This window comes from Algoriphagus vanfongensis DSM 17529, assembly GCF_000429465.1.
Lineage (GTDB): Bacteria > Bacteroidota > Bacteroidia > Cytophagales > Cyclobacteriaceae > Algoriphagus > Algoriphagus vanfongensis.
The window spans coordinates 592736-605382 of record NZ_AUBX01000009.1; the positions used below are offsets into that span (position 1 = coordinate 592736).

Genomic DNA, 12647 nt, shown 5'->3' on the forward strand with positions numbered 1-12647 from the left:
ATATTTCCCCCATCATGGCTCATTTCAGTTTTTCATTGTTCCGATGGCGATCCAGATCCCGGACATTCTTTTTTTCAAAATTCTTCTTCATAGCTTCTGTCAGGTCCACTCCTGTCTGATTGGCTAGACAGATCAAAACCCAAAGCACATCTGCCATCTCATCACCCAAATCTTTTCCCTTGTCCGATTCCTTGAAGGACTGTTCTCCATAGGTTCTAGACATGATTCGCGCCAACTCCCCTACCTCTTCCATCAGAATTGTCATATTGGTCAGTTCATTGAAATATCGAACTCCGACAGTTTGGATCCACTGATCAACCAATTTTTGAGCTTCTGAGATAGTGATTTCTTTTTTCATTTGAGCATTCGTTTAGATTTTAGCAATTTAGGGAACCTGCTTGGCGGATGTCCTACCTTTGGCAAAAAAGGCACATCGTCCCAGCTTCATTTTCATCAAAATTTCATCTTTTGAACAGCGAATTAATCACCTTTAGCCTATCTGTCTTCACCGGTTTTTTTGCGATCATGAACCCCATTGCAAATATTCCCATTTTCTCCTCCTTAGTAGAAGATGTCGATCGGCAGACCAAAAAAGAAATCAGCAAAAAAGCTACTACTGTAGCTTTTATGATCGTTTTTATCTTTGTTCTTCTCGGAAAATTCATTTTTGAATTATTCGGAATTACGATTCCTGCCTTCAAAATTACAGGCGGAATTTTGATATTCTTTGTGGGTTTTGAAATGCTTCAATCCAAAAAATCAACCGTCAAGCATATCAAAGAACCTGTGATGGAAGAAAATATCGCCATCTCTCCACTCGCTATCCCGATTTTAGCCGGACCGGGTACCATCGTCACAGCTATGAACTTTGCTGTAGGCACCTATACGCAAATTGCCATAGTCATAGCAACTTTTGGATTGATGTGTATCCTGACTCATTGGGCATTTCGCCTCAGTGACAGAGTGATCGAGCGCTTGGGTAAAAATGTGATCACCGTCACCGGAAAAATCATGGGTTTAATCATTGCCATTATCGGGACTACCATGGTCATCGAAGGAATCAAATTAGCCTTTGATCTCATCCCAAACTCCAACCAATAGCCTCCTAAAACCCATCATCATGAACCCAAAACCCTCATCTATCGAAGAATATTTCAGCTGGTTTTCGCCTGAGACCCAAGCTAAACTGAAGCAAATTCGGGCCATCCTCAAAGCTGCTCTTCCAGAAGCCAAAGAAGTGATCAGCTACCATATGCCGGCTTATAAAACTACCGAGGTTTTGGTCTATTTCGCGGCTATGAAAAATCATCTAGGTTTTTATCCTACCAACTCTGGTGTCAGTGAGTTCAAAGATGAACTGAAAAACTATCAGACTAGTAAAGGTGCTATTCAATTTCCCTATGATCAGCCATTACCTGAAAAATTGATCCGGGACATTGCGCTTTTTCGTCAAGAAGAAGCGAAAGATCGGGCTACTAAAAAACAATCAAAGAAAGCTCCTTGACCTTAGCAATCAGCCTATCCAATTCATCTTTTGAATTATAAATATGGGTCGAAATCCGTACCGCGTTCAACCCAGCTTCATAGATCCCTCTGGTTCGGAAACCCGCCCCCAGTAATTCTACCTGAACGTCCTGGTAATCCAAACTGTCCAATCGAAAGGTAAGAATTGAAATCCTGGATTCAGGCTCTTGAGGAGTGAGGATTTCCACACCCTCAATTTGCTGAAGACCCTCATAGAGATAAGTTGAGAGCTCGCGGACTCTTTGTTCTATCCGATCCTTTCCAATAGCCTCATGAAAGTCAACAGCAGCTCCCATCCCTGCTCGCTGTGGGGTACTCTGAGTGCCATAGTCGTAGCGATGTGCAGTAGGCACAAGATTCTCCAGATGTTGATAATTAGGCTCTAAAGTCCATCCATCACTGGAATGAGCCCCTATCTGAATAGCCTTCAACTCATCTATCCTGTTTTCCCTGACGTATAGAAAACCTGTTCCGGCAGGCCCCAGCATCCATTTGTGAAAGCAACCGGCATAGAAATCACATCCCAATTCATGAAGGTTCAGGTTGAAAGTACCAGCACCGTGAGCACCATCGATGGCAGTAATGATGTCCTTTGATTTAGCAAAGGCAGAAATTTCCCGAATAGGGAAAACCTGTCCAGTCGTACAAGAAATATGAGGTATGGCAATGACTTTGGTTCGATCACTGACCAAAGATTGAATCAATTTTAGATTTTCTTTTGCCGTTGGCAAAGGTTCAAAAATAACTAGTTTGATTTTGTCAAGTTCCGCACGACGAAGCCAAGGAAAGGCACTTCCAGCATGCTCATGGCTGGTGAGGATCACTTCATCTTCTGCCTGAAGATCAAGTCCCCAAGCCATGATATTGATCCCTTCGCTAGTATTGTGAGTCAGGCATAACTCCGTCTCTTGGATACCAAAAAACTCAGCAATTTTTGGCCTCACAGCATCATAATTACCATATTCTCCACTAGTGCAGGTTTCTTGATAGGATATCGCTATCGCATCAATAACCATTTGAGGACAGGGACCAAAAGTCCCATTATTCATGTAGACTCGATCTTGAGTGAGAGGGAAAAGCTTCCTGATTTCATCCCAAGATTTATCTGCCAATGAGTTAGGAACTGGAAAGACAGGAGCAGCTGAGGAATCAATCGTCGGAAGAGTCGTACCAAGCACACCGACACCTAGTTTTTGAAGAAAAGACCTTCTAGATTTCATGGTTTTCAAAAATTTAGAGACAACCAATCCCAATATATCAAAAGCACAGTTTAGGTCTTAGTTTTATCCAAATCAAATTGAAATGTGACGGCATCAGGTACATCCTGATCATAGTGACTGACATAAAGCAAAGACAGTGGACTATTTTCGCATATCTTCTGAATAGTATCCTTGAATAGACCCCGTTGTTGCTCATCCATCCCCTGAGAAGCTTCATCAAGAATTAAAAACTGCGGTTGTTTGATCAGCGCTCGTGCCAACAGTGTCCAGCGTTGCTTTTCGAGGGCTACTCTTGTGATCATTTGATCAGCCTCCCGCTCCAGTTCAAAAAGTGATATCCATTGGTTTGCAAGTTTCTCTTGTTCGGGAGAAACCTTTTTAAACAATCCCATCGTATCAAATAGCCCGGAGAGAATTACCTTTCGGCAGGTTTGATTTGATGGAAAAAACCGTGCTAGCTCAGGAGCTACAAATCCAGTAGGTCGCTTGATATCCCAAATGCTTTCGCCAGTCCCTCTTTTTCTCCCAAACAACTGGAAATTCTGAGAATAAGCTTGCGGATTTTCACCTATCAGAAGAGAAATCAACGTAGATTTTCCAGAACCATTTCTCCCCTTTAGCTGCCACCTTTCTCCTGCCTTGATCTCCCAGTTTATCTTGTCCAAAATAGCCTTTCCATCATAATGGATTGACACATTCTTCAACATCACAGGAGATTCCTGTGTTACAGAATTAGTGGGAAGCAACTGGCTCAAAAGCGTCCAATTCCATTCTTTCTTGTTCCAAGTAGTTTTTTGAGCGGCATAATTTTCTATCGAAAGCTGATTGGCCACGCCCCCAGAATCCAATGTTGCCACATGTGTGATGCCCGCAGGCACTTCATTTTCAGCACATGTCAAGAGAACTCTGACACCTGATTTGGTAATTGTTTTCAAAACATTTCCAAAATTCTCTCTGCTGGCAATATCCAAACCTGTGGTGGGATGATCCATCAAAAATAGCTTTGGCTGCCTCAAAAGCCCAGCTGCTATGGCGAGTCTCCTGGTTTCTCCGTTGGAAAGTTTCAGTAAGGATTCTTCTTCCAATGGATTCAAAGCTAGCAGCTCCATGACATTTTCTAGTGTCCAAGGGCCCTCCAGTTTGGAATTGATGGACTTGAGGTAATCTTTTACCGTGAGTGTTTCTTCGGATTCAGAAGAATTGAAGCGCTGCTGAAAGTAAAAGTTTTGCTGGTTGAATTTATTCCTAAACTCATAGCGCTGTGACACATAAGCGAGTAAATCCCGGAAGCTGTGCACTTCTTTATCGGCTGTTTTCTCCCGGATATATTCTCGGGCAAAAAATCTCGATACAGATCCTGAAGGAATGACCGTATTACCTCGCAAGGTTTCCAAAAAAGCAGTTTGAAGCCATCCTGACTCGGCTACGACTGCCCAGTTTTCTCCTTCATTCCAGATAAAATTCAAATTTTCAAAAGCATGATTTCCTTTGAATAGAACTTTTGCTTCCTGAATAGCTAATAGGTTTTTCGACATCGGGTAAAGGTAGTCTGAAATCAAGAAGCGCGGAAAACCAAATCCATCAATGGCTAAAAAAGTATCTCCGTCACCAAGTCATTTTGATTCAATTTAGTTAACTTATTCACACACAGCACATTTCAATCCTTTTTCAATTTAAACCACTTTAAGTATGATTTTATCTCTCAAAAAAATCTGTTCCGGAGACACTTTTTTGTCCCCAATCCAAATCAAAAAGGTAGGTTTCAGAATCCTCCCTTCGTTTGTAATTATCATCTTATTTCTGATTTCATCTTGCTCACAGATGGAGGAACAGCCAGACCAAGCAATAGCCCCGAAAGAACAGGCCGAAACATGGACTATCCCTCAGGCCACAGATGAGCCACAATTCATCACTGTCACAAAATCCGATCAAAAATTGGCCGAGGAAAATGCCCGAAATGGTGCCGGCTCAGCCAAAAATAGGTTCGATATTTCATTTGTGTTCTTGACACCTGTCACAGCTGAGCAGCAGCAGATATTCACAGATGCCGCAGCCAGATGGGAAAGAACAATCATCAAAGATCTACCAGAAATTCCTGGTCCTATTCCTTCTGCCTTGGGTCAATTTTTCATTGTGCCTGAAGGAGAGGTAGTGGATGACTTGATCATTGAAGTAGTACTGGCTCCGATTGATGGTCCTGGTAATATTTTGGGAGCCGCTTCTCCGGCTTATGTCAGACTTTCTGATAACCTTCCTTTATCCGGATATATGTTTTTCGATGTAGAGGATTTGGCAGTATTGGACCAATTTGATCTTTTTGAAGAAGTAATCCTCCATGAAATGGGGCATGTGCTGGGTATCGGGACCCTGTGGGATTTCGAAAGAGACCTCAACCAAGGCACTATAGAAGATCCTTATTTTGTCGGGAAATATGCGGGAATCCACTGGAATGCAGCTGGAGGATCAGGACTGTTACCGATAGAAAATATCGGCGGACCAGGTACAGCAAACTCCCATTGGAGAGAGACTGTCTTGGAGAATGAACTCATGACAGGCTTTCTCAATCTTGGTATCAATCCTCTCAGCAGAATCACAGCAGGTTCACTTAGGGATTTGGGATATGGTGTGGCGATGGTCGGTGAACCTTATTCAGTCAGTGAGCAAGTTGCTGCCAGACTCAACAGCCAAACTGGACAGGGAATAGACCTTGCAAAGGGAGAAATCCTAAACAGACCAATTGGATATGTGGAAATAGAATAAAAAGTAGAAGCACGCAATTCTTGATCGAACTGCGTGCTTTTATACCTTATTTTTTGAATCAATCACTATAGTCACTGGACCATCATTCACCAGAGAAACTTTCATATCGGCTCCAAATTCACCGGTACCTATTGGCTTCCCCAATTCATCTTCGAGACTAGAGATCATCTGCTCATAGAGCGGGATAGCCGTTTCCGGTCTAGCCGCTTTGATATAAGAAGGCCTGTTTCCTTTTTTAGTGCTGGCATGGAGTGTAAACTGAGAAATCAGCAAAATCTCGCCCTTTGCATCCAAAAGACTTTTGTTCATTACTCCTGCTTGATCGGGAAAAATCCGAAGATTGGTGATTTTTCTCGTCAGCCATTCGATATCGTCTGATCCATCTGCCTCCTCTATTCCCAAGAGGATCATCAGCCCTACTCCTATTTCAGATTTTATTTTTCCTTCGATCTTGACCGATGCTTCTGAAACGCGCTGTATGACTACTATCATTTGCTTAAATCTTGCATTTCTCCAGAAGTGACTATCTCTATACCTTTCCTTGCTGGATCTCCAGCAACGTGAACCATAGCTTTAGCCACTTGATAATCATAAATAGGACGAACGTTTTTCAAAATTTTCAGCCAAACCAAAGGCTTCATCACAATACTTGCAAGTTGCTCTCCAAGGCGAAACTCTTGTCTATTCCCCAAAAGCAGAGAAGGTCTAAACAAAGCCAGATGTTCAAACTGCAGGCCCTGAAGGTCTTCTTCAGTTTTACCTTTCACTTGATTGTAAAAAATAGAAGAGGTAGAATCTGCTCCCATCGCTGAGACATAATAGAAACCAGTTGCACCCAATTTCTTGGCCCATTGAGCAAAACCTACTACTAAATCATGATCGATTGCGAAAAAACCTTCCTTGGAACCAGCCTGCTTGATCGTCGTACCCAAGCTGGAATAGGCATGAATCAGCGCATTTCCCTTTAATCCCTCAATAAGAGAGAAATATTCGCCCCCCAAAGCTTGCGAAGCGATCATATCTTCCCAATCCCAAAATTCAAGCTGGGAAAGATCTCCTGAAAGTTGAACTAGTTTTTGGTGTTTGAGCGCCAACTGTCTCCGACCCACACTGATGACATAATCGTATCGATCAGCCTGTAATGTTTTGTCCAGCAGTTGCATGCCTACTAAACCGGATGTACCAGAGAGCAGTGCGATTTTCACAGATCAAAAGCTGTTTTAAATTTCTGAATCAATTCTTTCTCCATGGATTGATGTTTGTCCTTAGCGTACCACAAATGTGTCCCTTCCGAAAATTCTTTGGAGCTGACGCCTTTCGGATCATTTTTATACTCCAACAGTCGCTGCATCAAAAATTCCGGTCTTGGTCCCCACACAAAATACTCCTCTTGAAGATCTGGTGAAAAGGAAATCATCATCGGTATGGAACGGGCTCCATTTGTCAAGTATCGATCCATGATTTGAGGATATTCATCTCTCAAAATCAATTTGAGCTGAATTGATGGATTAAGTTCCGCTAATTTTTGAATGTACGGAACACTCTGTCCAGCATCACCACACCAAGCCTCTGTAATCACTAGCCATACTTGGGAAGGAAGACTCCTTGTCAAAGACTCCATCTCTGGAGATATCTTGATAGTCTTGCCCCAACGTGTCATCCGACGGAGAGACATCCGGGTATATTCCAAATATGATTCTGATTGATTTGGTCCGGTAGTTTTATTCTCAGCTACCAGTTGCTCTATCATCTGCAGATAGTCAGGATAGCTATGCGCTCTATCCAATATCTCTTCGTTGAGAGCAGATTTAAGTAATTCTTGCATTTTTTGGCTTTTTCGGGAAACAGCAATCAACCCATACGGGTTCGCTCCCAGTCCAAAAATTCTTCAATTTCATCTTTGACTTTGGCATAGACGGCCATAATCACAGAGAGATCGTCAGCAAAACCCAGAAAGCCCAAGAAGTCCGGAATAAAGTCTACCGGAGAAAGAAAATAGACCAATGCCAAAAGTACCAGCCCCAAAGTAGTGGTGGACATTTTGTGAGTTCCAGAGAAATGCGCTTTGACCATCCTGATGAAAACCGAAACTGGCTCAATCAGTTTCTGAATCCGTGAATTGGTCTTAAGACTGGAGAGTTTATGGATCACACCCTGAAGCAATTCCTTAATTTTGCTTTCCTGTCTGGCCATGGCTTCTACTTTCTCGCCATAGAGTTCTTTGGCTCTTTCTAAAATCTTACTGCCTTTTGACTTATCTTTTCCCATGGCCCTAGAAGTAAATTTGAATTTCTGACTTGACTTTTTTCAACGCAAAAGCAATGGCATCGTTCTTTCGCTCAAGAGACATACTGAAAATAGCTTTGGCTAGATCCATCCCAGAAGCTTCCTGATCCAAGTTTTGACGGCTGAGATTGACGATGGTCGTGACCTCCTCAACAGCCCGCTTGACCGCCTCCCATGTTTCTTCGGAGAAATATACTTGCTGGGAAAAATTATGACTAAACTCCTCTCTCACTTCCTGAAGCAAGACTGAGTGGAGTTCAGATGCCGAAAGACCTCCGGGGTTTGATCTCCTCACCAAATTATTGGGAGATATCCGCTCCAAGAGCAAACTCAACCGCTCGGCTGCCTGCAATCGAATCGGTAAAATTGTCTGGGAATTTTGTGTTTTGAGCTCTACAAGCATCTTTTCTCTTTCCTTAGAGATAAAAGAGACCACCACCAAATACATCCCATACAATACCGCCGCAGCAGGTAATACAATCTTTAATAAATCAACTAGATAATCCATAGAAACTAAATAAAGCCGAATATCCAAAATTAATTCGTCCTTGAAAACCGAAGAAGCTGTAAATTTGAAATTGAAACGAACCAATTTCCTGCCAAATTCATTCGGATTGCATGCTGATACCAATTACCATCACAGAAAAAGCAGAAACTGAGATCAAAAACATCATGACTCACAAAAATATTCCTTCAGACTACTCCCTCCGGGTCGGTGTCAAAGGAGGTGGCTGTGGGGGCATGTCTTATGCTTTAGGATTTGACAAAGCCAAAGAAGGCGATCAAGAATTTGTGTTGCAGGATATTCCGGTTTTGATCGAAAAAAGACATGTCATGTTTTTGATGGGGATGCAGATAGACTTTTTTGAAGGGGATGAAGCAAGAGGATTTACTTTTGTGAATCCTGATCTACCTAAAAGACACGATTTGTGATATTTTAGTAGCTTGTAGTAAAATCCACAGGCTATGAAAAAGTTTCTATCGCTGATCACACTCGTCTTTCTTTGTTTCGCTGCATTAGCTCAGGAAGTAAAAACGCTCAAAGAGGGTGAAAAACCAGCTAATGGGAATATCCAAGATCTAGGATGGGTCGTCGGGTACTGGGCAGGACCAGGATTAGGTGGTGAATGCGAAGAAGTATGGCTACCGGCCAAAGACGGCCAGATGATGGGAACTTTTCGATTTTGGAACGAAGGAAAGTTACTTTTTTCAGAGTTTTTTCATCTCATCCAAGACGGTGAAAGTCTTACCCTCAAACTCAAACACTTCGGAGCTGATCTTTCCGGATGGGAAGAGAAGGAAGAATGGGTCGAATTCAAACTCATAGAAATGGGCGAAAATGTACTTTATCTCGATGGATTGACGATGGAAAGAAAAGGCGATCAAATGAATGTCTGGGTGAGTATGGGTTCAAAAGATGGCCAGACAAGTATTGGTGAATTTACGTACACGAAAAAGAATTTTTAGAAGAGTCCAAATGTCCGGCACTTTTACCAAACAGATTTTGCATATCACTTTTTCTACAAGGGCCAGAGAAAATCTAATCTTGCAGGAATTTGAGGAACCGCTTTTCTCCTATATCTCAGGAATTTGCAAGCAGCAAAACTGTGTTCCAATTGCCGTTGGAGGCTATTTGAATCATGTTCACATTCTCTGTCATTTATCAAAAAATATAGCATTGGCTACTTTGATGGAGCATATAAAAACTCACTCTTCAAAGTTCATGAAGACTCTGTCTCCGAATCTGAACAATTTTTATTGGCAAAATGGCTATGGAGCATTTTCGGTCAATCCTAGGGATATTGACAAGGTGATAAGCTATATCAAGAATCAAAGGAAGCACCACCAATCCAAGACTTTTCAAGAAGAGTACCTGGCTTTTTTGAAAGCCTATCAAATTGAGTTTGATGAAAAATACCTTTGGAATTAGTCTCGCTCCTTTGGAGCTATTGGAGAATTTGAAACCTCTTTTCTAAGGATTCTAGCCCCTTCAGGGCTTTAATAGAATAACATCGAGTTTCCGGTTTTATGCGAAAGTAACTAGGCCTGAAAGGCCTCAATTCCTTAGAAACAATTCCTGGATGGTATAAAAAGCCCTGAAAGGGCGGAATTCAAAATTCCTAAAGATCCTCAAAACCTGGCTTGACCAAATCCCAAAATTCATCCAAGGCAATGATCCTGGGTTTGAGAAAAGCAATCATCTCAGGCCAATCTTTTTCATCCATGACATTGAGTCCATCGACTCTTTTCTCAATTTTAGATACAGTCTGCCCCACTTCGTTGCTATGATGCAATGTCCAGCTCCATTCTTCTTGAGTACAGGAAAAAAGAATTTTTTTCAACTGTAGAAAGTGCTCGAAAATCAACTCCTGCATCTCTACGTCAGCATGACACACCTCGATTCCGATGGAGACAAATCCCCGCTCGGCTTTCATCCGAAAATAAATATCCTTGATCCCAGTCTTATAGTTGGGCCAATTGATCCGCATTCCCTGTGCATTAGGAACAGGTTTCATATATTTTCCGAAGGAAATCCAAAACTCCTTCCGAATTCTGGAAGTTTCAGCTCTAGAATACATACTTACTTATTGGTAATCTTCTGGATATTGGATCTGGACAGCCGAAAATTTGACTAAGCCACCCAGCGCTGGACCATGCTTCTTGAGCGTCAGTCGTATCTGTTTGGTTTCGGGGTACACTTCGAGGATATCTGAAACAATCATGTGGCCCAAATGCTCCAGCAATTTCACTTTCACATCCATTCTGGATTTGATCAATTGATACAGCTTGGAATAATCTACAGTGGCGCTAAGATCATCTTCCAGCATGGCCTTTTTGAAATCTGTCTCGAGTTCTAGATCTAAGGTAAATCTATTACCCAAAACCGTTTCTTCTGGATAAGCTCCATGATAAGCGTGAAACTCAATTCCTTCAAGTGCTACTTTCCCCATCAGTCAAATTGGTCAAAAAAGGAACCAGATTGCTTTTTGGGATCTTCCTCATCCTTTATTCGAGGAGTTTCAGTGGGCACACTTTGCTCAGCCATCTTCTCCTCTTCTAGCTCCTGTTTCTTTTCAAGTTCTACGACTTCATCCTTCACCGGTTCGGCTTCACTTACTTCAGGCTCCTCATTTTGAATTGATTCCGGCTCAGTCTCTATATCCGGAGTAGAGGCATGAGCCTCCAGTTCCAGTTGCTCTTCGATGACCTCCATCTCATCCATAGGACCTTCAGTCTGATTTTCCGGAGCGAATTCACTTTCTACTTCAGCTTCGACATGAGCCGTGACGACCTCGGTCAAAGCTTCCAAATTGGCAAACGTGAATTTCTGAGAACGGCTAAGCTCTTCGATTGCTCTCTGGTGTGCTTTGGCATCGATGCGCGAAAAATGAGCATCAGAAAGATCGATTTGATTGAGGCTATCTTGAGAGATTCTTCTCAAGCTCTTGACCAAAGCTTCTCTTTGCTCCACCAGTCCCTCATAGGATCTTACCAGACCTTGCATACTTTCCCTCAGTTCAACGATGGTCTCTTTGGCTTTGGCTTCTGCAGCACCTATAATGACAGCCGCCTGGGATTCTGCTTTTTGTTTGGCTTCCTGTAGCAGCTGATTGGCATGGGCTGTGGCGTGCTCCGCGGTATGGTTGGCCTCAGAGATGATCTGGTCAGCAGCTTCATTGGCTTCTTCGATGATGCTCGCTCCTGTGTCTTCTGCCGTTTTGAGTGTCCTGAAGAGTGAATCTTCCACATCCTTCAGTCTTTTGGCTTCTGATTCCACCTGTTGCAGCTTACTTTTTAGCTCCAGATTTTCTTGGTTCAATGCCTCCACGACTTGACTGACTTCATCCAAAAATGCCGAAACATCTTTCTTTTCAAATCCTCTAAAAGCAGTCTCAAAAGACTGAGAGCGGATAGCTGCTGGTGTGATTTTCATATATGTTGGGGTTCTATGATATTCCAAATTGAAATGGTACGATCGTCGGAGACAGATATTACATCCTGATTATAGCTACTCCACACGACCTTATTAATACTTGTGCCATGACCGGCATTTCTGGCCTTATCGATGACTTTAAGAAGTTTTCGGGATTCAATATCCCAGACTTTGATGGATTTATCCATGGAACAGCTGACCAATAATTTGCCATTTTCCTTGAATGAAATATAATTGATCGCATACATATGCGCCACGATATCCTCACTCAATTCATAGCTGGCACTATCCCAAAACTTCAAATGAGCATCCCGTGATCCACTGACCAAGACTTGCTCATCAGGCGAATAGGCCAAAGCAAAAACTGAATTACTATGTCCTATTAGATTGGCAATCGGCTGAAAATCTTGATTAAGATCCAAAACTTTAATACTATGATCCGAAAGCCCAATGGCCAGATGCATTTTTTCCAAGGCAATATCCATGACGCGGATACTTTTGGATGAAAGCTTGATGTGCTTTTGAATAGACTGGCTCGGAAGGTCCACTACGATCAGCACGCCGTCTCCGGTGCCTACCAGTGCTTTGTCACCGATCACCTTGATGTCAAAAATCGCCTGATCAGTCATTTTAAGAGACCAAATCTCTTTGTTTTCCTGCAGGTCTATCACATGAATCCCTTCAAAATTATGCCCAATGAGCAACAAATTTCGCTGTGAATCCACCTCCAAGGCATACACGGAATGTGGCAGTTTCGCGATCAATTTCCCATCTTTGGGATGATCCAGATCCCACTCGACCACCATGCCATCTCCTGCTCCGGTATAAAAAAATCTGGGATCAGGTCCCTCCGTCAATGCATAAATGCAATCGTTGTGTCCGGTCAGCGTGTGTGATTTATTAACTTGGATTTTTAACATATA

General features: G+C 42.5%; 18 protein-coding genes. 6 read left to right on the forward strand and 12 right to left on the reverse strand.

What is annotated here, in order from left to right; all coding sequences use genetic code 11:
* Positions 1 to 19: 19 nt before the first annotated feature.
* Positions 20 to 358 carry a nucleotide pyrophosphohydrolase gene (locus G460_RS0103920; RefSeq protein WP_211226731.1) on the reverse strand — a complete coding sequence of 113 codons (339 nt, stop codon included), beginning with the start codon at positions 356 to 358 and terminating at the stop codon, positions 20 to 22.
* Between the two features lie 110 nt (positions 359 to 468).
* Between G460_RS0103920 and G460_RS0103925 the strand changes: the two genes are divergently transcribed.
* Positions 469 to 1101: a MarC family protein gene (locus G460_RS0103925; protein ID WP_026954138.1), complete on the forward strand. Its 633-nt coding sequence runs from the start codon at positions 469 to 471 to the stop codon at positions 1099 to 1101.
* 19 nt (positions 1102 to 1120) lie between these two features.
* Positions 1121 to 1504 carry an iron chaperone gene (locus tag G460_RS0103930; protein ID WP_026954139.1) on the forward strand — a complete coding sequence of 128 codons (384 nt, stop codon included), beginning with the start codon at positions 1121 to 1123 and terminating at the stop codon, positions 1502 to 1504.
* On the opposite strand, the gene G460_RS0103935 is transcribed toward G460_RS0103930, so the two are convergent.
* Together G460_RS0103935 and G460_RS0103940 are read right to left on the reverse strand one after the other, a co-directional pair.
* Positions 1476 to 2744: an aminotransferase class V-fold PLP-dependent enzyme gene (locus G460_RS0103935; protein ID WP_157366856.1), complete on the reverse strand. Its 1269-nt coding sequence runs from the start codon at positions 2742 to 2744 to the stop codon at positions 1476 to 1478. The two genes, G460_RS0103930 and G460_RS0103935, sit on opposite strands and share 29 nt — an antisense overlap.
* Before the next feature lie 50 nt (positions 2745 to 2794).
* Positions 2795 to 4279 (reverse strand): ATP-binding cassette domain-containing protein, encoded by a 1485-nt coding sequence (locus tag G460_RS0103940; RefSeq protein ID WP_026954141.1) that lies wholly within the window; start codon positions 4277 to 4279, stop codon positions 2795 to 2797.
* 154 nt (positions 4280 to 4433) lie between these two features.
* Between G460_RS0103940 and G460_RS22540 the strand changes: the two genes are divergently transcribed.
* Complete coding sequence (locus G460_RS22540) at positions 4434 to 5504, forward strand: leishmanolysin-related zinc metalloendopeptidase (protein ID WP_051315901.1); 1071 nt, start codon at positions 4434 to 4436, stop codon at positions 5502 to 5504.
* Between the two features lie 39 nt (positions 5505 to 5543).
* Here the strand turns inward: G460_RS22540 and dtd are convergent, their stop codons facing one another.
* Genes dtd through G460_RS0103970 form a run of 5 tightly spaced genes read right to left on the reverse strand, consistent with a single transcriptional unit; the run spans position 5544 to position 8298 of the window.
* The gene (gene dtd / locus G460_RS0103950; protein ID WP_026954142.1) at positions 5544 to 5996 is read right to left on the reverse strand and encodes a D-aminoacyl-tRNA deacylase; all 453 of its coding nucleotides are present in this window, start codon (positions 5994 to 5996) and stop codon (positions 5544 to 5546) included.
* Positions 5993 to 6709: a Rossmann-fold NAD(P)-binding domain-containing protein gene (locus G460_RS0103955; protein ID WP_026954143.1), complete on the reverse strand. Its 717-nt coding sequence runs from the start codon at positions 6707 to 6709 to the stop codon at positions 5993 to 5995. The genes dtd and G460_RS0103955 overlap by 4 nt, the downstream gene beginning before the upstream one ends.
* Complete coding sequence (locus G460_RS0103960) at positions 6706 to 7329, reverse strand: thioredoxin family protein (protein ID WP_026954144.1); 624 nt, start codon at positions 7327 to 7329, stop codon at positions 6706 to 6708. The genes G460_RS0103955 and G460_RS0103960 overlap by 4 nt, the downstream gene beginning before the upstream one ends.
* A gap of 26 nt (positions 7330 to 7355) precedes the next feature.
* Positions 7356 to 7772, reverse strand: coding sequence for a YkvA family protein (locus G460_RS0103965; RefSeq protein ID WP_035463829.1), 417 nt, complete (start codon positions 7770 to 7772; stop codon positions 7356 to 7358).
* Positions 7773 to 7776: 4 nt separating this feature from the next.
* Complete coding sequence (locus tag G460_RS0103970) at positions 7777 to 8298, reverse strand: DUF7935 family protein (protein WP_026954146.1); 522 nt, start codon at positions 8296 to 8298, stop codon at positions 7777 to 7779.
* 110 nt (positions 8299 to 8408) lie between these two features.
* Here G460_RS0103970 and G460_RS0103975 point away from each other — a divergent pair, with 110 nt between their 5' ends.
* From G460_RS0103975 to G460_RS0103985, 3 genes are read left to right on the forward strand one after another with little or no spacing between them, the layout of a single operon-like run.
* A complete protein-coding gene (locus G460_RS0103975; protein ID WP_026954147.1) occupies positions 8409 to 8723 on the forward strand; it encodes a HesB/IscA family protein in 315 nt (104 codons plus the stop codon).
* A 33-nt stretch (positions 8724 to 8756) separates the two neighbouring features.
* Positions 8757 to 9257: a DUF6265 family protein gene (locus G460_RS0103980; protein ID WP_026954148.1), complete on the forward strand. Its 501-nt coding sequence runs from the start codon at positions 8757 to 8759 to the stop codon at positions 9255 to 9257.
* 10 nt (positions 9258 to 9267) lie between these two features.
* Positions 9268 to 9720 carry a transposase gene (locus G460_RS0103985; protein ID WP_026954149.1) on the forward strand — a complete coding sequence of 151 codons (453 nt, stop codon included), beginning with the start codon at positions 9268 to 9270 and terminating at the stop codon, positions 9718 to 9720.
* A gap of 190 nt (positions 9721 to 9910) precedes the next feature.
* On the opposite strand, the gene G460_RS0103990 is transcribed toward G460_RS0103985, so the two are convergent.
* The 4 genes from G460_RS0103990 to G460_RS0104005 are packed head-to-tail and all read right to left on the reverse strand — an operon-like array spanning position 9911 to position 12644.
* Positions 9911 to 10369 carry a DUF4268 domain-containing protein gene (locus tag G460_RS0103990; RefSeq protein WP_026954150.1) on the reverse strand — a complete coding sequence of 153 codons (459 nt, stop codon included), beginning with the start codon at positions 10367 to 10369 and terminating at the stop codon, positions 9911 to 9913.
* A gap of 6 nt (positions 10370 to 10375) precedes the next feature.
* Positions 10376 to 10741 (reverse strand): dihydroneopterin aldolase, encoded by a 366-nt coding sequence (folB, locus tag G460_RS0103995; RefSeq protein ID WP_026954151.1) that lies wholly within the window; start codon positions 10739 to 10741, stop codon positions 10376 to 10378.
* Complete coding sequence (locus G460_RS22545) at positions 10741 to 11724, reverse strand: DivIVA domain-containing protein (RefSeq protein ID WP_051315902.1); 984 nt, start codon at positions 11722 to 11724, stop codon at positions 10741 to 10743. Before G460_RS22545 ends, folB begins: the two co-directional genes overlap by 1 nt.
* The gene (locus G460_RS0104005; RefSeq protein WP_026954152.1) at positions 11721 to 12644 is read right to left on the reverse strand and encodes a WD40 repeat domain-containing protein; all 924 of its coding nucleotides are present in this window, start codon (positions 12642 to 12644) and stop codon (positions 11721 to 11723) included. Before G460_RS0104005 ends, G460_RS22545 begins: the two co-directional genes overlap by 4 nt.
* Between the last annotated feature and the right edge of the window lie 3 nt (positions 12645 to 12647).

What these genes read in the sequence shown, in the direction of transcription:
- G460_RS0103920 (WP_211226731.1), bottom strand. Translation starts at nt 358, where the DNA reads ATGAAAAAAGAAATCACTATCTCAGAAGCTCAAAAATTGGTTGATCAG.
- G460_RS0103930 (WP_026954139.1), top strand. Translation starts at nt 1,121, where the DNA reads ATGAACCCAAAACCCTCATCTATCGAAGAATATTTCAGCTGGTTTTCG.
- G460_RS0103935 (WP_157366856.1), bottom strand. Translation starts at nt 2,744, where the DNA reads ATGAAATCTAGAAGGTCTTTTCTTCAAAAACTAGGTGTCGGTGTGCTT.
- G460_RS0103940 (WP_026954141.1), bottom strand. Translation starts at nt 4,279, where the DNA reads ATGTCGAAAAACCTATTAGCTATTCAGGAAGCAAAAGTTCTATTCAAA.
- G460_RS22540 (WP_051315901.1), top strand. Translation starts at nt 4,434, where the DNA reads ATGATTTTATCTCTCAAAAAAATCTGTTCCGGAGACACTTTTTTGTCC.
- dtd (WP_026954142.1), bottom strand. Translation starts at nt 5,996, where the DNA reads ATGATAGTAGTCATACAGCGCGTTTCAGAAGCATCGGTCAAGATCGAA.
- G460_RS0103960 (WP_026954144.1), bottom strand. Translation starts at nt 7,329, where the DNA reads ATGCAAGAATTACTTAAATCTGCTCTCAACGAAGAGATATTGGATAGA.
- G460_RS0103965 (WP_035463829.1), bottom strand. Translation starts at nt 7,772, where the DNA reads ATGGGAAAAGATAAGTCAAAAGGCAGTAAGATTTTAGAAAGAGCCAAA.
- G460_RS0103970 (WP_026954146.1), bottom strand. Translation starts at nt 8,298, where the DNA reads ATGGATTATCTAGTTGATTTATTAAAGATTGTATTACCTGCTGCGGCG.
- G460_RS0103975 (WP_026954147.1), top strand. Translation starts at nt 8,409, where the DNA reads ATGCTGATACCAATTACCATCACAGAAAAAGCAGAAACTGAGATCAAA.
- G460_RS0103980 (WP_026954148.1), top strand. Translation starts at nt 8,757, where the DNA reads ATGAAAAAGTTTCTATCGCTGATCACACTCGTCTTTCTTTGTTTCGCT.
- G460_RS0103985 (WP_026954149.1), top strand. Translation starts at nt 9,268, where the DNA reads ATGTCCGGCACTTTTACCAAACAGATTTTGCATATCACTTTTTCTACA.
- G460_RS0103990 (WP_026954150.1), bottom strand. Translation starts at nt 10,369, where the DNA reads ATGTATTCTAGAGCTGAAACTTCCAGAATTCGGAAGGAGTTTTGGATT.
- folB (WP_026954151.1), bottom strand. Translation starts at nt 10,741, where the DNA reads ATGGGGAAAGTAGCACTTGAAGGAATTGAGTTTCACGCTTATCATGGA.
- G460_RS22545 (WP_051315902.1), bottom strand. Translation starts at nt 11,724, where the DNA reads ATGAAAATCACACCAGCAGCTATCCGCTCTCAGTCTTTTGAGACTGCT.
- G460_RS0104005 (WP_026954152.1), bottom strand. Translation starts at nt 12,644, where the DNA reads ATGTTAAAAATCCAAGTTAATAAATCACACACGCTGACCGGACACAAC.